Here is an 18,947-nt window from a genome sequence, read left to right as displayed (position 1 = left end):
GGATGGCTTCCGCACGCTCGCCACTCGCCCGGGCGTTCGACGGCGCGCTGGTCGCTGCCGGCGCCACGGCCGAGGCCGGGGACCGGGTGGCCGCCTTCGTGGACCTCGTCCGGCGCTACCGGGAACCCGGCCGTCACTACCACACGCTCCGTCACGTGGCGGAGACGACCGCTGCCTTCCATCTGCTGATCGCCGCCGACCGGGCGCCGGCCGCCGGCGTGAACGTGCCGGTCTGCCTGCTCGCGGTGCATTTCCACGATGCGGTGTACGACTCGCGTGCGCGCGACAACGAGAGCAGATCCGCGGACCTGGCCGGTGATGTCCTCGGCGGTCTCGGCTGCCCGGCGGCTGTGATCGCCGACGTGCGCCGGCTGGTGGAGGCCACAGCAGGGCACCACTCCGAGGCAGCAGACGAGAGCTTCGTGAACGATGCCGACCTGCGGGTGCTGGCCCGCCCGGCGCCGTCCTACGACAGGTACGTCCGCCGGGTGCGGCTCGAGTACGCCTGGGTCGGCGGCGGCACCTGGGCTGCCGGGCGGGGTGCCGTCCTCCGGAACCTTCTGGACGGGCCGATCTACGCGACGGCCTGGGCCCGCAGGCTCTGGGAGCCGGCCGCCCGGGCCAATCTCAACCGTGAGCTGTCGGCCCTGTCCCTGGCCTGAACAGTGTTCCTGGCCAGCACGGTGTCTCTGGCCAGGGCAGCGTCTCTGACCTGAACGGCGTTCCTGAGCTGGACGGACTCCCCGACCGCACGGTGTCCCCAGCCTGACGGCGGTGCTGGCGGTCCTGGCGGTCCTGGGCTGGTGGGGCGGCTGCGCCCTCTGGCCCGGCGGGGCCGCCCGGCTCTGCCGGGGAGCTGGAACGGCGCCTCCACCTACGCGCCAGCAGGGTGAGACAGACCCCGGCGAGCAGCGCTGCGCTCAGGACCGCCCCGGCGGCGAACTCGGCGGGGTCCGGTTCGAGCCCCGGCCAGATCAGTGCGAACAGCAGCAGTGAGCAGACGGCGCCGGTGCCGGCGGCCGACAGCGGGAACCGGTGTGCCACCGGCAGCCCGAGCAGAGCGAGACCACCGAAGAGGCAACCGAGAACAGCCGCGGCGAGCAGCGTCCCGCCCACGGCGCTGACCGCCGCGGGCGGCATCCAGCCCGGTACCCAGGACCAGGACGTGCCGTTCCAGCGCAGCCGGGTGGTGTCGCCGGACGTCCCGAGGGGCGCACCCGGCCAGATCAGCAGGTGCACCAGGCCGTGGGTGACAAGGACGAACCCACCGGCCCAGCGCAGGCCGCAGGTCACCACGGCGGCTGCACGGCCGGCCTTACCGCCGAGGTCACTGCCGAGGTCACCGCCGACGTCACTGCAGCGTCACCTCGTCGACGTCCGCCGGTGTCCAGCCCGCGGACGGGGAGCGGTCGGTGGGCCGCGCCCAGCCCGGTGCATGCGCCCAGCCCGCCGATTCGGTGCCGGTGCCTCCAGACCCTCCAGACCCTCCAGGCCCTCCAGGCCCTCCAGGCCCTCCAGGCCCTCCATGCTCGTCGGGGTACTCGGACGTGTCGGTGGGTTCGGGCGGTGCGGCCGGGATGTCGCCGGCGCCGGATCCTGCTCCGGTGGAGGCCGCGAGGACCGTCGCTGCGAGAACCGGATCCAGATCCGGCGGCACCGATCGCAGATCCAGCAGGCAGCAACCCTGCTCGACCCGTCCCAGTACGGACGGGCGGCCCTGGCGCAGCAGCGCGGCGAGGCTGGCGTCGAGTGCGATGGCCGCGCTGGGCAGGCCAGCGCCGTGACCGCCGAGGCCCGTCCCCGTCCCGACCGTGGCCCGGCGGGCGGCGCTGGGGGATCGGTTGGTGTCGTCGACGCTGTCCGAGCTGACCACGGCCCGGCTGCTCACCGCCGACGCGGGCACCCCGGACCCGCGCAGCCAGGACGCCAGGCGCTCGGCGCGGCTCCGCAGTGCCGCGGCGTCCGCGTGCAGGAAGTGGCGTACGGGACTGTCGCCGAAGCGCAGGGTCGCTTCCAGCGCGGCCAGTGTCAGTTTGTCGACCCGCAGGGCCCGGGCCATCGGATGGCGGCGCATCCGGTCGACGAGGTCGGCCCGGCCAAGGACGAGACCACACTGCGGACCGCCGAGCAGCTTGTCGCCGCAGGTGGTCACGAGGCTGACGCCGTCGCGCAGCCAGGTCGAGGCGTCCGGTTCGCCGGGGAGCGCCTGGTCCGGGGTCAGCAGCCCCGAGCCGGGATCCCCGATCAGGGGCACGCCCCGGCGGGCGCACAGCTCGGCGAGATCGGTCAGCGCCGGTGCGGCGGTGAGCCCGACCATCTGGAAACTCGGCGGGTGCATCCGGAGCACGAAGCCGGTACGTGGTCCGATGGCGTCCGCGTAGTCGCCCAGGGTCGTCCGGTTGGTGGTCCCGACCTCCCGCAGCCGGGCGCCGGTGGACGTCAGCAGCTCGGGCAGCCGGAACCCGTCGGCGGTTTCGACGATCTCACCGCGGCTGACGACGATCTCCCGGCCGCCGGCCAGGGCCAGGGCCGCGAGCATGAGGGCGCCAGCGTTGTTGTTGACGACATGGACGGAACGGGCAGCGGGCACTGTCGCGGCGAGCGCCGTCAGCGCGGAGCTTCCGCGGCGACCGCGGCGGCCGGTCGCCAGGTCGAGTTCGAGGTCGCAGGTCGCGGCGGCGGCGTCGACCGCCGCCCGTGCCGCGGGCGAGAGTGGTGCCCGGCCCAGGCCGTCGTGCAGCAGGATCCCCGTCGCGTTGATCACCGGACGCAGGCGGGCCGGGACCTGGCCCGCTGTGGTGAGGGCCGCGCCGGGGACGGAACCGCTCGGGTGTGCCGGTGTGGTGCGGGGAAGCGCGCCGGACCGCCCGGCGGGCCGCCGGGCGGTCCCGGTCTGCTCGGTGGGTCTCGGGCGGTACGGGGTTGGTTCGCTCGGGGCGAGGCGGCCAGCGGTCGGGTCACCTGGGACCGCGCGGGCCGTGATCACCCTGCTCGGTGTTGCGGGAAGGGTGAGGAACCGCGTGGGTTCGACGGACGGTCGGCCAGGATCGGCGATCACCTTGAGTGATGCTAGTCGTATCTGTCTGTAAATAAATGATGGCACTCCGTGGAGAGTGGGTTGGGTGTGGTCTGGTTGTTGTCCTCTGTGCGGTTGCGAATCCGGCGTCACGGACGGGTACGGGGTACTGTGCGAGGAGAAGGGGAGTAGCCCCGCCGTGGCAACCCGGGTGTTCCCCGGCCGATGTGCACCGCCGCCCCAGCGATGGGCGGGCGGGCCTGGGCCGGTGGTGATCCCAGGTCGTGCACGGTCCGGCGTGTCGACATACTGGCCCGTTTTTCGGGCCCGGCCGTCGGGCCTGACCTCTGTCAGGTGGGCGAGACCTTCGATCTGGCTGTCATGCCGGGTCGAAGGCGGTTCCCGTCACCGGCCCGGCCTCTGAAGAGAGGGATCCGAGCCCGTGAGTCTCACCGCCGTCCTCGTCACCTTCGCAGTGATCTTCCTTGCAGAGCTCCCGGACAAGACGATGGTGGCGAGTCTCGTCCTGGGTAGCCGCTTCCGTCCGCTGTATGTCTGGGTCGGTGTCGCCGCGGCCTTCGCCGTGCAGGTGACGCTGGCCGTGGCGGCGGGAAGCGCACTGTCACTGCTGCCGTCCCGGGCCGTCGACGGGGTCGCGGCGCTGCTCTTCGCCCTCGGCGCCGTGCTCGTCCTGCGGGAGGGCCGGGAGAACGGGGGAGACGGTCCTGGTGCGGAGCCGGACCAGTCGGAGACGTCCCGAGAACCCGGTGTCGGTGTCGCTGCCGGAGACACCGGGGCTGGAGGCGCAGCCGGGACCGCGACGGAGCCCGGGCACGGGGCAGGCGCGCGGGCCGAGGCCGGTGTCGGCGCGGCTGCCGTGGGTTCGAAGGGGAATGGCGTCGCCGGATCCGCGGGCGGCGGCGCTGATCGCTCGGGGTTCCTGCGCGTGGCCGCGACGTCGTTCGCGGTGGTGTTCATCGCGGAACTCGGTGACCTCACCCAGTTCTCGACCGCGAACCTCGCTGCCCGCTACTCCGCGCCGGTGGCGGTGTGGCTTGGCGCCGTCCTCGCGCTGTGGACCGTCGCGGCCATGGCCATCGCCGGCGGGCGTGGGCTCCTTCGTGTCCTGTCGGTGCGCCTGATCACGCGAATCGCGGCGGTCGCCTTCACCGTGCTGGCGTTGATCTCGCTGGTCGACGCCATTCGAGGCTGACGACGCCCTCCGAGGCCGGCAGGGGTGGCAGGGCTTGGCCCGGCGTCGCCCTGAGTCGGCTGCGGGCCTGCCGGCAGAATCGGGCCATGACCCCGCGCAGGCGAGTCGGCCCGTGGCAGCCGGCAACACCGGATCTCGACCTGTCGGTTCTGGCGATCGGCCAGCTCGACCGGGGCACCGGCGGCCGGCGGCCGGCGGGTGGGCAGCCGGCGGGTCGGCAGCCGCGGGTCGTGCGCGGAACCGTCGAGGACCTGAGCGCGGCCCTCGCCGCCGGAGATCCGGATGGGGGCGGTCTGGCCGGTGCGACGATCGATTCCACCGTGCTCGCCGGCACGCGCGTCCTGGGGGGTGAGGCCGCGGGCCTGCGCCTGCGGGATGTCCTGATCGATCAGGGGGTTCTGGCCGGTGTCGTGATCGACGGCGGCGGTGGCACCCGCATCCAGATCACGGGCGGCCGGGTGTCCGGCACAGTGTGGATCCGGGGCGAGTTCCACGACCTCGTCCTGGACCAGGTCCGCGCGGACGGGGTCACCCTCCGGTCGTGCCGGCTGCACCGTGCCCGCTTCACCGGCTGCGATCTGTCCGGTCTTGACCTGACCGGGACACGGCTGGATCACGTCCGGTTCGAGGACTGCACCCTCAACGGGGCGGTGTTCACGGGGGTCACGATCACGGCGGCCGCCTTCCACGGATGTCGCTTCGACGGTGCCGTGGGGGTGCACGGGCTCGCCGGCGCGGAGGTCGATGCGGACAGTGTGATGACTCTCGTCGGGCCGATGGCAGCCGCCCTCGCGATTTCCGTGGTCTGACTGTTACCGGCCACACCTGCGCGGGTGGCGCCGGATGCCCGCCTCCGACGCCGTCCCGCCAGGGTGGCAGCGCGGAAAACGGGCGGTGCACCAGGAAAGCGGAACGGAGCAACGGCGCGTCTCTGCAGAAAAGGGATGATTCCGCCCTGCTGGGAGGCCTCCCGACGGTCCGTGCTTATATCGGTGCGTCGATCGCGCATGTGACGATGCGGACACGAAGAGTGTCTATCTTGCCCCTGTTTAGGGTGAGTGGTGACGGTCCGCCGGTGGCGACAGCGGAGGGAACGGCAACGGGATGATCATGGAGGAGGGCGGCTGCGGGGCCTGGCAGCGCGTGCCCGAGGACATTGTCATGCGGCTCGACGATGTGCCGGGAGCCGCGTACGAGGTGCCCAGTGAGGTGACCTGCGGGCTGCAGGAGGGTCACCCCGACAGCCACATGGCCGTCCTGCAGGGCTGGGGGAACGAGGAGGTGTGGCTGTCCTGGTCCGCCCCGAGGACCGTCACGGCCCCCGGATGCCGGGCGGAGGGGATGACCTGCCTGCTGCCCACCGGGCACCAGGGACATCACCACGTGATCATGACGGACATGGTCGAGGACGAGGGGCCCTACTGGGTCGCCGACCGGGCCGATCTGGAGGCTCGGCGGGCCGGTGTGGCGAAGGGCTGACCGGCCGGGCCGCCTCCGGAGCAGTCGCTGCGCTACGAAGGCTCGTCGAACACCAGGACGACCTCTGTGTCGCTGGTGAAGTCCCGCAGGCGGGCGTCGGCCGGCACGGAGGCCAGGGCATGCCGGAGGCCGCCCGCCGTGGTTCCCTCGGCGGTGATGACCGTGATCCGCGTCCCGTCCGCGCCCCCGGGCCGGGCTGCCGGCCTGAACGGGCCGGCCTCGTCGCCGGGGCCGGCCGGGGCAGCCTGGCCGGCGAAGCTGGCTTCGGCGTCGAGAAGCGCTGATCGCCGGGCGGCGTCGAGCGCGAGCAGGTGTTCGATGATCCGGTGGACCTCGTCCGCGCCGAGATCGGTGGCGGCGGAGATCCCGGGCCCGGCCGGGGCGATCCGGAGCCGTACCACCGGCCCTTCCTCCAGTCCGTCCTCCCACTCCTCCCGCTCACCCGGCCCGGCTGGTTCGTCCAGCTGGTCTGGCTCGTTCGGACCGTGGGTGGCGAAAGCACGGTAAGGACTGTTCTCCGGCTCGCCGCGCAGCAGATCGTCCGTGGTGTGGATGTCGTGCGCGTCGCGGGTGGCGCCGCCGTACGTGTCGGGTCGTCCGGCGCGGTACCACTCCGCGTCGGGCTGTCCCCTGGTCGGTGCCTCGCGAGCGTGGGGCTGCCCGGTCGCGGTGGCGTGCATGGCCCCGCGCCGCTCGTGGCCGGGTGGCCGGGGAGCGGCGGCAACGGTGACGGCAGCGCCGTCCACGCGGCCGACGAAGATTGTCACTTCACGGGGTGTGGGTGCCGGGCGACGCAGGGCCAGGTCGGCGAGATCGTCACTCGGTGTGGTGTCCGGGGTCGGTCGGGACATCGCGTGGTCCTCCTCCGCGGCGGGGAGATTGCTCGATCGCTGTTTGCGGGATGACCGTCTCACGGTGATTCCGGAGGTAACACCCCGCGCGGCGGGGAGTTTCTCGTCGAAGAGCTTCTTCATTCCTCCGGGTATGTCGTGGTGATCCGGCCCGATGGTGGAGAAGAAGCAGGGCAGAATTCGATCCGGGCGCGGTTCCGACCACCCTGGCTCGGCTATCCCGTCGCCCCATGTAAACCAGGCTGCTGCAGGTGGCGGGTCCGCGCCATTGCGTCGGCCGCGGAGCCCGATTGCGCGGGAGCGACCCGCTGCCGAGCGCCGCATGTCACGTGCCGCGTGAGACGGCGCATGATCGGGGAAGGCCGGCGGGCGGACGGAAAGCCCGATGCCGGAAAAACCATGACCTGGCTTCGGTGTGAGCTCGATACCCCCTGGGTAGAGGCTGCATTACCGCGCTTGTCCGGAGCGCGTGGCGCCGCGGGAGGCAGGCCGGCCGGGCTTCCCGCCTCGCACCGTCGTCGCGGCCGACCGGAGCCATGGTCCCCAGCGTGCGTGTGGAAGTGACAGGTCGAGACGCCGTCGTCGTGCACCCGGAAGGCGAGATCGACTACTCGTCCCTGGAGCCGCTGCGGGAGGCGTTGCTTGATGCGCGGATCGCCGGAGTCCGCGAGATCATCGTCGATCTCCGGCAGGTCAGCTTCCTCGACTCCCAGGGGCTGGCCGTGATCCTTTACGCGCATCAGCGGCAGCGGTCCGCCGGCGGGCGGCTGGTGCTGCGCAACCTCAACGAGAACGCCTACCGCCTGCTCGACGTGACGAACCTGACCACCGTGATCGATATCGACCACGGTTCGGTCGCGCCCGTCCAGGCCCGTGGGGGTCTCGCGGGTCAGGCGGGCCCGCGGCCCGGGGTCGCCCGCCGGTAGGAGACGTCGGTGATGTGCCGGTGGAAGCCCAGGCCGGTGTACAGCCGCACGGCGGGCGCGTTGTCCTCGTCCACGAAGAGCATCACCGTGCCGAGGCCGCGCCCGCGCAGGTGTCGCAGGCCGGCGACGGTGAGAAGCCGGCCCAGGCCCGTTCCCGCCGCGCCCGGGGCCACCCCGACCACGTAGACCTCGCCGATCGGGCCGGCGGGGCCCTGCCCGGCCCCGGGCGGCCGGTCGCCCGGCGTCGGCGTCGGCGTCGGGTCGTCGGGGTGCACCTTCGTCCAGTGGAACCCGACCAGGTCTCCGTCCCGCTCCGCGAGGAAGAAGCCGGCTGGGTCGAACCACGGCTCCGCCTCGCGCGCACGGAGGTCATCGGACGTCCAGCGGCCCTGCTCGGGGTGGGTGGCGAACGCCGCGGCGTTGACTGCCAGCCAGGCCGCCTCGTCCCGGCCCACCTCGAACGTGCGAAGCGTCACCCCGGCCGGCAGCACCGGCTCGGGGAGATCATCTCCGCTGGCCAGGGCTCCGGGCCCCGCTCCCGGGGCGGCGGTCGGGAGCAGGGGCCGGCGCAGCTGGAGGAGTACCCGCGCTCGCTCGAAACCGGTACGTCCGGCCAGCGCGGCGGCGGCCGGTGAATCCCCATGGGCCCAGATGTTCAGGTGGGACGGGCCATCCGTCGCCCGGGAAAGCTCGCGGACGAGCGCCGTCCCGATTCCGGCACGCCGGTGATCCGGGTGGACGACCACTTCGGCCTGGCGCTCCGCCGCATCACCGCCCACGGCGGCGAACCCCACCACGGACGATCCCTCCCACGCGACCAGGTGCCCCGCGCCACTGGCCGCCGCCCCCGGGCGGAGGGTGAGCCGGACATCCTCGGACACGCCGTTCCCGTCCGCGCGCTCGGCGGCGGCCAGCAGGTCGTTGATGGCGGCCACATCGTTCGCGTCGAGTGCGCGGAGCCAGCTCAGCGAGGTCATCCGTCGACGTTAGTGGGTCCGGTGGGGTCGTTCGGCGCGGTTCGGGGACGTCCGCATGCGCTCATCTGACGCGGCGGGCATCCGGGCGCGGCTCGGGGCCGCGCCCGGCCATCAGCCCCCGGCCCGCGGAGCCCTGCGGACGGACGTCAAGGTGACGAGCGTGGGCGAGGGGCCGCCCCGGAGGTGCCGTGGGACCTGCGTGCCCAGGGCCGGATCGATCTCGCCAGGTCACCGGCAGGTTTCGCGGCGGGCGCCGCCCCGGAGCGTATCGCTGTGCGTGACGGACATGTGAGTCCTGGGCGGCCCGTCCGGGCGCGGACGGGCGGAGACGGGCGCAGACAGGCTTGGACGGGCGGCCGGGCCCCGACGGGCCCGGACATGCCGGGAGGGCCCGGCAACCGTTTCTCGACGGCCACCGGACCCTCCAGGTACGCGCATCCGGGGGAGAACCTCGGATACGCCGCCGTACTGTCCGTGCGGGGTGCGCGCCGCGTGTGGCGGGAACCGCGACGCGACGTGCGGACCGGTCAGACGCGCTCGGGGGAGCGGATGTCGTCGCGGTCCATGCGGCTGGCGGACTCGGGCAGCGGCGAGATCGGCGGAGCCACGAACTTGTAGCCGACGTGGCGGACGGTTCCGATCATCGCCTCGTGCTCGGGGCCCAGCTTCGCGCGCAGCCGGCGGACATGCACGTCCACCGTCCGCGTGCCTCCGTAGTAGTCGTAGCCCCAGACCTCCTGCAGGAGCTGCGCCCGGGTGAAGACCCGCCCCGGGTGCTGCGCGAGGTACTTGAGCAGCTCGAACTCCTTGAAGGTGAGCTCGAGGGGACGCCCCCGCAGCTTGGCGGAGTAGGTGGTCTCGTCGACGGAGAGGTCACCCGACCGGATCACTCCGGCCTCGGCGGTGCCGCCCGCCGCCGCGACCCGGCCGATGGCCAGCCGCAGCCGCGCCTCGACCTCGGCCGGCCCGGCACTGTCGAGCACCACGTCGTCGACGCCCCAGTCCGCGGAGACCGCGGCGAGGCCGCCCTCGGTGACGAGGGCGAGCAGCGGCGTGGTGAGCCCGGTGGTGCGCAGCAGGCGGCACAGGCCCCGCGCGATGACGAGCTCGCGGCGGCCGTCGACGACGATCACATCGACCGGGGGTGCGTCGAGCAGTGCACTTGCCTCCAGCGGCGCGACACGGACCGTGTGTGTGAGGAGGCCAAGGGACGGGAAGGACTCGGCCGACGGACCGGGGGCGTTGGTGAGCAAAAGGACGACGCTCAAGACGGCTCCTCCAGGTGCGGTGTGTGTTGGGGCAGCGTCGACCCAGGCGATCCTTGTCTCCGGTGTCCCACGTTCCACGACCGTCATGGGCATGAAACGAGTACCGGTCTGTGGGGAGGATAGCGGAGTGCCCTACTCCGCTCCTACTGTCTATCGACTTCTTCCCACCGCAGACGCTGAGATCCTGGCCACGGAGCTGCGGAATCGTGTTCCTGTGGTGACAGACCCGGACGCCGTCTGCGCCGTCGTCGCCCACGGCTTCTCCGGATCGATCGGGCGGCCGGCGCTGCGTGCTGTAACAGAGGAATTGCGTCGGCACGTGAGTGTGCTGTCGATGGACCTGCGTGGTCACGGTCGATCGACGGGCACGTGCACTTTCGGGGACCGCGAGGTCCTCGACGTGGATGCTGCGGTGGGTGAGGCACGTCGCCTCGGCTACCGGAAGGTGGTCACTCTCGGGTGGTCCATGGGTGGTGCCGCTGTGGTCCGGCATGCCGGATTGGCCTCATCCGGGGTGGCGGTGCACGGGCATCGGCTCCGGCATCGTCCTGACGCGGTTGTCTCCGTCAGCGCGGCCAGCCGGTGGTTCGTCCGCGACACGGCGCCGATGCGGCGGGTGCACTGGTTCGCCGAGACGGCGTCCGGCCGGGTCGCCGCCCGCCTCGCCCTCGGGGTCCGCATCGCGGCGCAGGCATGGCCGGCCGTCCCGCCCTCACCCGTCGAGGTGATCGGGCGGATCGCACCGACCCCTCTCCTCATCGTGCACGGCGACCGGGATACGTACTTCACTGAGGAACATCCGCGTGCGCTCGCCGCGGCGGCCGGCCCGTCCGCGCAGCTGTGGCTGGTTCCCGGCTTCGGGCACGCCGAGGCCGGGGTCGTCCCGGGCCTGGTCGACCGGATCGGGGCGCACCTGCCCGATCTGCTCGCCGGCCGTCCGGAATGGGCCGACTGCGCGCGGCGGTGGGCGGGGGAGACGGGGCTCCCGCCGGCCGGGCGGGGCAGGCCGGCGCCGGGCCGGATGTTCCCGACGGGGCACAAGGAGCACGACGAACGCGAGGAGTGAGGTCGGGCCGTGGCACGCGTGGTGGTCAGGTACTGGGCCGGGGCCCGTGAGGCGGCCGGCGTCGAACAGGAGCCGGTGGACGCCGCCACCCTCGCCGGCGCGCTGGACGAGGTCACCCACCGGCGGGGCGAGAGGCTCGCCACGGTGCTGCGGAGGTGCGCGTTCCTGCTGGACGACGAGCCGGTGGGCCGCCGTGACCCGGCCACCGTGCCGCTGCGGGAGGGCGCGGTGGTCGAGGTCTTACCCCCGTTCGCGGGGGGATGAGCATGGGGTGCCGGCGGATGCCTGCGCGAAGCGGTCGACGACGGGACACGTGCGGGTACACCGGGCCCTGGTTCCACGGACGATCGCCCGTGGCAGCATGGTGCCGTGCCTAGACCCGAGCCCGGTTCGCCCGGAGTGTCCGGCTCGCCGGGCACGGCCCGGCCGGCCGGCACGGCCACGCCCCCGGTCCCTGGTGGGCCCGGTCCCGCGTTGCTGGGCTCGGCGGCGGTGGGTGCGGCGATCGCCGCGCTTGTCACCGGCGCTTCGTTCGCCGCTGTCGCGGGCCCGTGGGCGCTTGCGGGTGTGCTGCTCGCCGCCCAGTCCTCGCTCGCCTGGGCCTGGGCGCGGGTGCTTGGGGCCTCGACGGGCACCGTGGCCCTCGTGGTGGCGAGCGCGCTGGCGGGCGATCTCGCGGTGCTCTGGCCCGGCGGCGATGGCGACGGGCGTGGCGGCCACGGCTACGACGACAACGGCATCGGCACGGTGGCCGGGGTCGTCGGGGTGTCCCTCGCGGTCACCGTGCTCTACCAGCTGGCCCGGCGCCAGCGCCCGGGCGGGGCTGGTCCGCCCAGCGGGAGTGTCGCCGCTGTGTCGGCGCACCATGACGCGGTTCCGGCGCATCCGACCCTCGTGCCTCCGCATCCGGCCGCGCAGGCGGTCATCCGGCCCCCGCGGGCGGCTGACCGGGTGAGCGGCGACATGGCGGCCGCCCTGGGCGGGGTCACCATCGCCGCGTTCCTCACCGGCTTCCTCGTGCTGCGGGCCGAGGCGGGTGCCGAGCATCCGACCGACAGCATGGTGATCGCGGGTCTGCTTGGCGCCGGCACCGCTGTCCTGGTCGGCCGCGCGGTGATCGCCCTTCTCGGACCCACCGCCTCCGAACCTGCCGCGCCCGAACCTGCCGCGCCCGCGGCCGCGTCCGCGGGCCGGTTCCGGCTCCGCGCTCTGGCGGGCGCGATGCTCGGGGCGGCGGCCGGCACCGGCGCGGGCGCCGTCTTCGGCGGCCTGACAGATCTCGGCGTCCCCGCCGCCGCCGCGCTCGCCGCGGCCGGAGCGGTCGCGGCCGCCTGCGCGATCCCGGTCGGGCCGGCGTTGCCGGCCGGGTCCCCGCCCGTCGTGCCGGCGGCCGTTCCGCTGGCCGTGTCCGCGTCGGGTGCGTCGGCATCGGCGGCCGGTCTGCCGGCCGGTTTTCCGGCGGGTTCCGGGGCGGTCGGTGTCACTGTCGGGCGTTGGTCGGGTGCCGGGGCGGGGCTGCTGCTCGGCGTCCTGATCCCACTCGCGGTGGCCGCGCCGATGGTCTACCTCGTCGGTCGGCAGCTTCCCGGATGAGCCGGGGCGCACGGCGCGGCCTCGTCATCTTCCTCGTGACGATCCTTCTGGCGCTGATCGTGCTCGGGGTCCTCGACCGGGTGGCGGCCCGGGTGGTCGCCGACCAGATCGCGACCCGGGCACAGACCTCGCAGAACCTGGCCGAGCGGCCGGATGTGTCCCTTGGTGGTTTCCCGTTCCTGACCCAGGTCGCCGCCGGCCGGTACCGCGACGTCGACATCGAGGTCCGCGGCTACGAGCAGGACGGCGTCCGCATCGACCGTGTCGGCGCCCAGCTCGCCGGTGTGCGGCTCCCGCTGTCGGACGTCCTGCGTGACCAGGTGGATCAGGTGCCGGTCGACCGGGTCGACGCCCAGGTCGACCTGACCTTCGCCGATCTGAACGCCTACCTGGCGACTCAGGAGCCCCAGGTCCAGGTCAGCGCGGCGGACCAGGGGATCCAGGTCGCCGGGACGGCGGAGGTGCTGGGCACGAGGTACCCGGTGTCCGGTACCGCCGACATCGGCGTCTCGGCGGACTCTGTCACCTTCACCCCGCGGGACCTCACCGCGAGCCTCGGGGTGGTGATCCCGCCGCAGCTGCTGGAGCCCGTCCGCGCCCTGCTGACCATTCGCGTGCCGATCACCGGGCTGCCGTTCAACATGGCGCTGCGGTCCGCCGTGGTCGGGCCCGACCGGCTCACCTTCACGGCCGGCGGCCGTGACGTCCTGCTCGACCCCAACCTGGCGACGGGCGTGACGACCGGCGGGTCCGTCGCACCCTGACGTCGTCGCACCCTCGACGTCGCCGCACCCGGACGTTCCGGCGGGCGATCCGCTGTCACGGTGGGTTCCTGCTTCGAGTGCCTTCGGTGGGATTCCGCGGGGCGGGAAGCTCCGGGTACTGTCGCGGCGCTGCACCTCGCATGACCGGGCTGTGGGTTCTGCTGGCGGCGCTTCTCGCGGCGACGGCGATCGGTCTGGTGACCACGCGCCGGGGCGGCGGGTTCCGCGCCGCGCCGGGCGGGCGGGGAGATCGGCACGGAGGTCCCAGTGGAGTGTGGTCACGTCTTCCCGGCCGGCGCGGTGCGGCGGAGGATGATCCCATGAGTGCGGACGGGCGGGATCTCACCGGCGAGCTGGCCGCGCTCGGCCAGGTGCCTGGCGAGGTCGCGACGCTGCTGCAGTTCTCCACGGCCTTCTGCGCACCGTGCCGGAGCACCCGGCGCATGCTGGCGGAGGTCGCCGCGGTCGTGCCCGGGGTACGTCATGTGGAGGTGGACGCGGAGTCGCACCTGGAGCTGGTGCGGCGCCTCGCGGTCCGCAGCACCCCGACCGTGCTCGTCCTCGACAGTTCGGGCACCGAGGTTCGCCGGGCGAGTGGTGCGCCGCCGACGCGGGCGGCGGTGATCGCCACCCTGGCCTCGTTGGGTGAGATCTTCCCAGGAGATCCACAGTCGGGCCCAGATGGTGATTCGGTGGATCTGTCGCGTAAGGGTTAACACAGCTGTGACGTTCGCTGCTACCGTGACACGCACCATGTGCGACACCCAGCTGGTCAGACGCCGCGCGGTCGATCTCTGCCGCGTCCGCAGCTGCCTGTGTTGCGTTTCCTGACCGTGCGCTGACGTAGGTCCCCGCCCTCGTCCACCGTGTTCCCAGCCGTTCCGGGGCGTGCCCGGTCCCGTCCGGCTGCCCGAAACCGCCGTCGGCCCGCAACCGTCCCACGTCAGGAGAGCAGCGTCATGGTGGACCCACGGGGGCCGCGGTTTGCCGCGGCGGTCACCGTCGTCGTGCTCGCCGCCGCGATCCTCACGGGAAGCCCCTGGGTCCTGCTTGCGCAGGCCGTGGTCTTCGCTGTGGGCTCGCTCGCCGGGATCCACCACGCCCCGTACGGGCTCGTCTTCCGCTACCTGATCCGGCCACGGCTCGGTCCGCCGGCCGAGAGGGAGGCCGAGGCGCCGCCGCGGTTCGCGCAGACGGTCGGCCTGATGTTCACGCTCGTCGGGGCGGTCGGCTTTCTCGCCGGGGTGCCTGCCCTCGGCTACACGCTCGCCGCGTTCGCGTTCGCCGCCGCCTTCCTCAACGCGGTCTTCGGGCTCTGCCTCGGGTGCCACATGTATCTCGTCCTACGTTCCATCACCGCGAAGGGAGTACGCGCATGAGCCGCGAGACCGCGCTGGTCAACGCGACCTGGGTGGAAGAGCACGCAGGCGACCCCAAGGTCGTCCTCGTCGAGGTCGACGAGGACGTGTCGGCCTACGACCGGGGCCACATCCCCGGTGCCGTGCGGCTGGACTGGAAGTCCGAGCTGCAGGACCCGGTGATCCGTGACTTCGTGAACAAGGAGCAGTTCGAGAAGCTCCTGTCCGACAAGGGCATCGCGAACGACGACACCGTCGTGCTGTACGGCGGCAACAACAACTGGTTCGCCGCCTACGCCTACTGGTACTTCGTCCTGTACAGCCACCCCCAGGTGCGCCTGCTCGACGGCGGCCGCAAGAAGTGGGAGCTGGACGGCCGCGAGCTGACCGCCGAGGTCACCCCGCGCCCGGCGACCAGCTACACCGCCGCGGAGGCGCGCACCGACATCCGCGCGTTCCGCGACGAGGTCATCGCCGCCATCGGCGAGAAGAACCTGGTGGACGTCCGCTCGCCCGACGAGTTCTCCGGCCGGCTGCTCGCCCCGGCGCACCTGCCGCAGGAGCAGTCGCAGCGGCCCGGGCACGTGCCGACGGCGAAGAACATCCCGTGGGCGAGGACGGCGAACGAGGACGGCACCTTCCGCTCGAACGACGAGTTGACGGCGCTCTACTCGGAGGCCGGCGTGGACCTGACGAAGGACACCATCGCCTACTGCCGTATCGGGGAGCGTTCCGCCCACACCTGGTTCGCGCTGCACGAGCTGCTGGGCCTGGCGAACGTCAAGAACTACGACGGTTCGTGGACGGAGTACGGCTCGCTCGTCGGCGTGCCGATCGAGAAGGGCGCCTGATCATGTGTGGTGCTACCCGTGGCGGACCATCGGTGGAGGGAATCGACGTGGCCAAGGAGACCGTGATCCAGGGGGTCGTCGTTCGGGATGGTGAGCCGGTGTCGACCGGATACGCCCGCCTGCTCGACTCCGGCGGTGACTTCACCGCCGAGGTGCCGCTGTCGGCCACCGGCCAGTTCCGGTTCTTCGCGCGGCCCGGCGAGTGGACGGTGCGCGCGCTCGTGCCCGGCGCGACGGGGGAGCGCAAGGTCGTCGCCCGCCAGGGCGAGCCGGTCGACACCCAGGTCGACGTGGCCGCCTGATCAGCACGCAGGCCTGAGCGCCTGACGACGGCCGGGTTCCGGGGAGAGCGCTCTCCCCGGAACCCGGCCGTTTCGTTCTCCCGCACCACCAGGCCTCCGCTCCGCCCCACTTCCGTCGCGGGACCGTCTCCAACGCCATGGCTCGTTGCCTCCGGGCTGCCGGATCGCCGGGTCGCCCGGCAGCCGGGCCAGAGTCGGGAAACTGTCACAAGGTGACACTTGTCCATCGCAGGCGTATATTCGACTTGGACGGAGATGTCTGGATGGTCGTAATCCTCCCGGTATGAAACGGGTGTCGGGAGGGGTGGCCGTCCGGACCGGCCTGAGGGGAAGACGGCGTGGTGGCGGATCGGGCTGAGGGTCTGCGCGAACGGAAGAAACGGCGCACCCGCCAGACGATCATCGAGGTGGCGCACGAGCTGTTCCACACGAAGGGCTTCGAGGCCACGACCCTGGAGGAGATCGCCGCCGGCGCGGACGTGTCGGTGCGCACGCTGTTCCGCTACTTCACCGGGAAGGAGGCGATCGCGCTCGCACCGCTGGACGAGATGGGCGATCTGACTGTCGCGGCACTGCGCCGCCGGCCGGCGGACGAACCACCTCTGGCCGCCCTGCGCGCCGCGGCCATGAGTGCCTGGGCGCTGATGTCGCCCGACGGCCAGGCACTGCGGCACTACGCCGACCAGCTCCTGCCGAGCGAGCAGGCCTCACCACTCGCCGGTGCGGTGCTGAGCAGGCTCATCGTCATCGGTGACCGACTGGCGATGGAGCTCGTCGACAACGACGGGGCGGTTAACGAGCCCCGGGCCTGCGCCGAGCCGCCGCCTGACATACCTGACACGCCCGAAGCGCTCGCCGCCTCCGCGGCGGGGCCGACGGCGAGGTTTCCGGCGCCCATCGCCGAGCTGGACGCTCAGCTGACCGTCGTCCGCTTTCTCAGTGCCATCCAGGTCGCCATCCGTTTCTGGTGCGGCTCGGGTAGTACGGATCTGTCGGTGCTTCTCGTCGTCGTCGAGACATGTCTCGACCGGATCTGTTCGAGCCCCTGAGTCTTCCGCGGTCGACCCTGTCTTATCGATCCGTTTCGGGACGGGCCATGAACCGAGGTGGACGTGTCGTCGTACGGGTCGGTGGGCCCGCCGGGTGGACCCAGCGTTCAACTTCAGACGCAGGCTGGTTCCGCAGCCGCATTCGCAGGAAAGGGTGCGCGAGCTTCCCATGTCCATTTTCGTGCCAGCGCCCGAGTCCGCCACGAGGTCCCGGCACTCCATTCCCGCGCAGGCTGTCGGCGGCACCGCCCCCAGTCGGGCCGCCGCGGGCACCGAGGCCCGCGACAGCGGGGATCCGTTGGTCGGAACCCTGCGTCGGGCCGTTGACCACCTGCTTTCCCGCCAGGACGAGGCGGGCTGGTGGAAGTTCGACCTGGAAAGCAACACCACGATGGACGCCGAGGACCTGCTGCTGCGCGAGTTCCTCGGTATCCGCACGGAGCCGGTCACCGACGCCTCGGCCCGTTTCATCCGTTCCCGCCAGCTGCCGGACGGCACGTGGCCGCAGTATTTCGGCGGCCCCGGTGAGCTTTCCATCACGGTCGAGTCCTACATAGCGCTGCGTCTGGCCGGTGACGAACCGTCCGCCCCGCACATGGAACGTTGCGCGGACTGGATTCGCCGGCATGGCGGAATTCCCGCGACGCGGGTCTTCACCCGGGTCTGGCTGGCGCTTTTCGGCTGGTGGCGCTGGGAGGATCTGCCGGTGCTGCCGCCCGAGATGCTGCTCCTGCCGGCCCGTGCGCCGCTCAGCATCTACGCGTTCGGTTCCTGGGCCCGGCAGACGATCGTCCCGCTCACGGTCGTGTTCGCGCTGCGCCCCGTGCGCCCGGCACCGTTCGACCTGGCGGAGCTCTACGCCGAGGAGGCCACGCCCGACCGGCCGGGGACCATTCCGGCGCCGTCCACCCCGTCCTCCACCGCGCCGGCCCGAGCGGGGATCGGGAGGATCGGCTGGAAGGACGTCTTCCGCTGGGTCGACGCCGGGCTGCACCGCTACCACCACCGGCCGATCGGCCCGCTGCGTCGGCACGCGCTGCGGACAGCCGAACGCTGGATCATCGAGCGCCAGGAGGCGGATGGCTGCTTCGGGGGAATCCAGCCGCCGGCCGTGTACTCGATCATCGCGCTGCGGCTGCTCGGCTATGACCTGACGCACCCGGTGCTGGCGGCCGCGCTCGACGCGCTGGAGGCCTACACGGTCACCCTGCCCGACGGGGCACGGATGGTCGAGGCCTCGCAGTCCCCGGTCTGGGACACGGCGCTGGCCGTGAACGCGCTCGCGGAGGCGGGCGCCGTGACGGGGATCGGGGCGGACGACCCGGCCCTGCTCCGCTCGGTCGACTGGCTGCTCGGCCAGGAGATCCGGGAGCGGCGCGGCGACTGGCGGGTCAACCACCCGGATCTGCCCGCGGGCGGCTGGGCGTTCGAGTTCGAGAACGACACCTACCCGGACACCGACGACACGGCCGAGGTGCTCCTCGCCCTGCGCCGGGTGAACCATCCCGAGCCGGAGCGGGTCGAGGCCGCCGCCGACCGCACCGTGGCCTGGCTGTTCGGTCTGCAGTCCGGCGACGGGGGCTGGGGGGCCTACGACTCGGACAACACCAGCACGCTCGTCTACAAGATCCCGTTCGGTGACTTCGGCGCGCTGACCGATCCGCCGTCGGCGGATGTGACCGCCCACATCGTCGAGGCCCTCGCCGACCTGGGCCTCGCCGACGACCCCCGGACCCAGCGCGGGGTGGCCTGGCTGCTGGATCACCAGGAAGCGGACGGGTCGTGGTTCGGCCGCTGGGGGGTGAACCACCTTTACGGCACCGGTGCGGTGCTGCCCGCGTTGGTCGCCGCCGGTATGGCCCCGGCCCACCCGGCCGTGCGCCGGGGGGCGCGGTGGCTGCTGTCCCACCAGAACCCCGATGGCGGCTGGGGCGAGGACCTGCTGTCCTACGGTGATCCGGAGTGGGTCGGCCGGGGGACGTCCACCGCGTCGCAGACGGCGTGGGCGATGCTCGGGCTCCTCGCGGCGGAACCGGGTGCCGAGATCTCCGCCGCACTCGGCCGGGCGGGCGGCTGGCTCGCCGACCGGCAGCGACCGGACGGCAGCTGGGACGAGGACGAGTTCACCGGCACCGGCTTCCCGGGGGACTTCTACCTCAACTACAACGGCTACCGGCTGCTCTGGCCGGTTCTCGCCCTCGGCCGTTACCTGCGCACGAGCCGGTAGGGGCCAC

Annotated in this window: 20 protein-coding genes; 15 read left to right on the top strand and 5 right to left on the bottom strand. The window is 72.6% G+C overall.

Annotated elements, in window-relative coordinates:
* The first annotated feature begins 2 nt into the window (after positions 1-2).
* Positions 3-662 carry a hypothetical protein gene (locus tag AB1460_RS01105; RefSeq protein ID WP_368958668.1) on the top strand — a complete coding sequence of 220 codons (660 nt, stop codon included), beginning with the start codon at positions 3-5 and terminating at the stop codon, positions 660-662.
* Here the strand turns inward: AB1460_RS01105 and AB1460_RS01100 are convergent.
* Entirely contained in the window at positions 628-1,296 is a 669-nt protein-coding gene (locus tag AB1460_RS01100) for a hypothetical protein (RefSeq protein ID WP_368958624.1), read from the bottom strand. The two genes, AB1460_RS01105 and AB1460_RS01100, sit on opposite strands and share 35 nt — an antisense overlap.
* A 55-nt stretch (positions 1,297-1,351) precedes the next feature.
* Positions 1,352-3,058 carry an L-seryl-tRNA(Sec) selenium transferase gene (gene selA, locus AB1460_RS01095; RefSeq protein WP_368958623.1) on the bottom strand — a complete coding sequence of 569 codons (1,707 nt, stop codon included), beginning with the start codon at positions 3,056-3,058 and terminating at the stop codon, positions 1,352-1,354.
* Positions 3,059-3,458: 400 nt separating this feature from the next.
* Between selA and AB1460_RS01090 the strand changes: the two genes are divergently transcribed.
* From AB1460_RS01090 to AB1460_RS01080, 3 genes are all read left to right on the top strand, one after another.
* Positions 3,459-4,229 carry a TMEM165/GDT1 family protein gene (locus tag AB1460_RS01090; RefSeq protein WP_368958622.1) on the top strand — a complete coding sequence of 257 codons (771 nt, stop codon included), beginning with the start codon at positions 3,459-3,461 and terminating at the stop codon, positions 4,227-4,229.
* A gap of 86 nt (positions 4,230-4,315) precedes the next feature.
* Positions 4,316-5,038 (top strand): pentapeptide repeat-containing protein, encoded by a 723-nt coding sequence (locus AB1460_RS01085; protein ID WP_368958621.1) that lies wholly within the window; start codon positions 4,316-4,318, stop codon positions 5,036-5,038.
* A 295-nt stretch (positions 5,039-5,333) separates the two neighbouring features.
* Positions 5,334-5,708, top strand: coding sequence for a hypothetical protein (locus tag AB1460_RS01080; RefSeq protein WP_368958620.1), 375 nt, complete (start codon positions 5,334-5,336; stop codon positions 5,706-5,708).
* Positions 5,709-5,740: 32 nt separating this feature from the next.
* Here the strand turns inward: AB1460_RS01080 and AB1460_RS01075 are convergent, their stop codons facing one another.
* The gene (locus tag AB1460_RS01075; protein WP_368958619.1) at positions 5,741-6,559 is read right to left on the bottom strand and encodes a hypothetical protein; all 819 of its coding nucleotides are present in this window, start codon (positions 6,557-6,559) and stop codon (positions 5,741-5,743) included.
* Between the two features lie 536 nt (positions 6,560-7,095).
* Here AB1460_RS01075 and AB1460_RS01070 point away from each other — a divergent pair.
* On the top strand, positions 7,096-7,485 hold the full coding sequence (locus tag AB1460_RS01070) for an STAS domain-containing protein (RefSeq protein WP_368958618.1): 390 nt from the start codon (positions 7,096-7,098) through the stop codon (positions 7,483-7,485).
* Here the strand turns inward: AB1460_RS01070 and mshD are convergent.
* Both mshD and AB1460_RS01060 read right to left on the bottom strand, forming a co-directional pair.
* The gene (gene mshD, locus AB1460_RS01065) at positions 7,449-8,462 is read right to left on the bottom strand and encodes a mycothiol synthase (RefSeq protein WP_368958617.1); all 1,014 of its coding nucleotides are present in this window, start codon (positions 8,460-8,462) and stop codon (positions 7,449-7,451) included. The two genes, AB1460_RS01070 and mshD, sit on opposite strands and share 37 nt — an antisense overlap.
* Positions 8,463-8,989: 527 nt before the next feature.
* Positions 8,990-9,730, bottom strand: coding sequence for a response regulator transcription factor (locus AB1460_RS01060; RefSeq protein ID WP_026311287.1), 741 nt, complete (start codon positions 9,728-9,730; stop codon positions 8,990-8,992).
* An 85-nt stretch (positions 9,731-9,815) separates the two neighbouring features.
* Here AB1460_RS01060 and AB1460_RS01055 point away from each other — a divergent pair, with 85 nt between their 5' ends.
* The 10 genes from AB1460_RS01055 to shc all read left to right on the top strand — a co-directional run bounded on the left by AB1460_RS01055 (position 9,816) and on the right by shc (position 18,940).
* Positions 9,816-10,796, top strand: a complete 981-nt coding sequence (locus tag AB1460_RS01055) for an alpha/beta hydrolase (protein WP_368958616.1) — start codon at positions 9,816-9,818, stop codon at positions 10,794-10,796.
* A 9-nt stretch (positions 10,797-10,805) separates the two neighbouring features.
* Positions 10,806-11,060, top strand: a complete 255-nt coding sequence (locus AB1460_RS01050; RefSeq protein WP_018638593.1) for a MoaD/ThiS family protein — start codon at positions 10,806-10,808, stop codon at positions 11,058-11,060.
* Positions 11,061-11,165: 105 nt separating this feature from the next.
* Positions 11,166-12,389 carry a hypothetical protein gene (locus AB1460_RS01045; RefSeq protein ID WP_368958615.1) on the top strand — a complete coding sequence of 408 codons (1,224 nt, stop codon included), beginning with the start codon at positions 11,166-11,168 and terminating at the stop codon, positions 12,387-12,389.
* Positions 12,386-13,153, top strand: coding sequence for a DUF2993 domain-containing protein (locus AB1460_RS01040; RefSeq protein WP_368958614.1), 768 nt, complete (start codon positions 12,386-12,388; stop codon positions 13,151-13,153). The genes AB1460_RS01045 and AB1460_RS01040 overlap by 4 nt, the downstream gene beginning before the upstream one ends.
* Before the next feature lie 140 nt (positions 13,154-13,293).
* On the top strand, positions 13,294-13,869 hold the full coding sequence (locus tag AB1460_RS01035) for a TlpA family protein disulfide reductase (protein WP_368958613.1): 576 nt from the start codon (positions 13,294-13,296) through the stop codon (positions 13,867-13,869).
* A 243-nt stretch (positions 13,870-14,112) separates the two neighbouring features.
* Positions 14,113-14,532, top strand: coding sequence for a DUF4395 domain-containing protein (locus tag AB1460_RS01030; protein WP_368958612.1), 420 nt, complete (start codon positions 14,113-14,115; stop codon positions 14,530-14,532).
* Positions 14,529-15,362 carry a sulfurtransferase gene (locus tag AB1460_RS01025; protein WP_368958611.1) on the top strand — a complete coding sequence of 278 codons (834 nt, stop codon included), beginning with the start codon at positions 14,529-14,531 and terminating at the stop codon, positions 15,360-15,362. The genes AB1460_RS01030 and AB1460_RS01025 overlap by 4 nt, the downstream gene beginning before the upstream one ends.
* Before the next feature lie 2 nt (positions 15,363-15,364).
* Positions 15,365-15,664 (top strand): DUF1416 domain-containing protein, encoded by a 300-nt coding sequence (locus AB1460_RS01020; protein ID WP_368958610.1) that lies wholly within the window; start codon positions 15,365-15,367, stop codon positions 15,662-15,664.
* Between the two features lie 338 nt (positions 15,665-16,002).
* Positions 16,003-16,713: a TetR/AcrR family transcriptional regulator gene (locus tag AB1460_RS01015; RefSeq protein WP_420497153.1), complete on the top strand. Its 711-nt coding sequence runs from the start codon at positions 16,003-16,005 to the stop codon at positions 16,711-16,713.
* A 169-nt stretch (positions 16,714-16,882) separates the two neighbouring features.
* Positions 16,883-18,940, top strand: coding sequence for a squalene--hopene cyclase (gene shc / locus AB1460_RS01010; RefSeq protein ID WP_368958608.1), 2,058 nt, complete (start codon positions 16,883-16,885; stop codon positions 18,938-18,940).
* Positions 18,941-18,947: the final 7 nt, after the last annotated feature.

Source organism: Parafrankia sp. FMc2 (assembly GCF_041008525.1).
Classification (GTDB): domain Bacteria; phylum Actinomycetota; class Actinomycetes; order Frankiales; family Frankiaceae; genus Parafrankia.
The sequence above is the reverse complement of the archived record's forward strand: the minus strand, read 5'-3'. Positions and strand labels throughout refer to the sequence as shown.

What these genes read in the sequence shown, in the direction of transcription:
- AB1460_RS01105 (WP_368958668.1), top strand. Translation starts at nt 3, where the DNA reads ATGGCTTCCGCACGCTCGCCACTCGCCCGGGCGTTCGACGGCGCGCTG.
- AB1460_RS01085 (WP_368958621.1), top strand. Translation starts at nt 4,316, where the DNA reads ATGACCCCGCGCAGGCGAGTCGGCCCGTGGCAGCCGGCAACACCGGAT.
- AB1460_RS01080 (WP_368958620.1), top strand. Translation starts at nt 5,334, where the DNA reads ATGATCATGGAGGAGGGCGGCTGCGGGGCCTGGCAGCGCGTGCCCGAG.
- AB1460_RS01075 (WP_368958619.1), bottom strand. Translation starts at nt 6,559, where the DNA reads ATGTCCCGACCGACCCCGGACACCACACCGAGTGACGATCTCGCCGAC.
- AB1460_RS01070 (WP_368958618.1), top strand. Translation starts at nt 7,096, where the DNA reads ATGGTCCCCAGCGTGCGTGTGGAAGTGACAGGTCGAGACGCCGTCGTC.
- mshD (WP_368958617.1), bottom strand. Translation starts at nt 8,462, where the DNA reads ATGACCTCGCTGAGCTGGCTCCGCGCACTCGACGCGAACGATGTGGCC.
- AB1460_RS01055 (WP_368958616.1), top strand. Translation starts at nt 9,816, where the DNA reads ATGGGCATGAAACGAGTACCGGTCTGTGGGGAGGATAGCGGAGTGCCC.
- AB1460_RS01040 (WP_368958614.1), top strand. Translation starts at nt 12,386, where the DNA reads ATGAGCCGGGGCGCACGGCGCGGCCTCGTCATCTTCCTCGTGACGATC.
- AB1460_RS01035 (WP_368958613.1), top strand. Translation starts at nt 13,294, where the DNA reads ATGACCGGGCTGTGGGTTCTGCTGGCGGCGCTTCTCGCGGCGACGGCG.
- AB1460_RS01030 (WP_368958612.1), top strand. Translation starts at nt 14,113, where the DNA reads ATGGTGGACCCACGGGGGCCGCGGTTTGCCGCGGCGGTCACCGTCGTC.
- AB1460_RS01025 (WP_368958611.1), top strand. Translation starts at nt 14,529, where the DNA reads ATGAGCCGCGAGACCGCGCTGGTCAACGCGACCTGGGTGGAAGAGCAC.
- AB1460_RS01020 (WP_368958610.1), top strand. Translation starts at nt 15,365, where the DNA reads ATGTGTGGTGCTACCCGTGGCGGACCATCGGTGGAGGGAATCGACGTG.
- shc (WP_368958608.1), top strand. Translation starts at nt 16,883, where the DNA reads ATGTCCATTTTCGTGCCAGCGCCCGAGTCCGCCACGAGGTCCCGGCAC.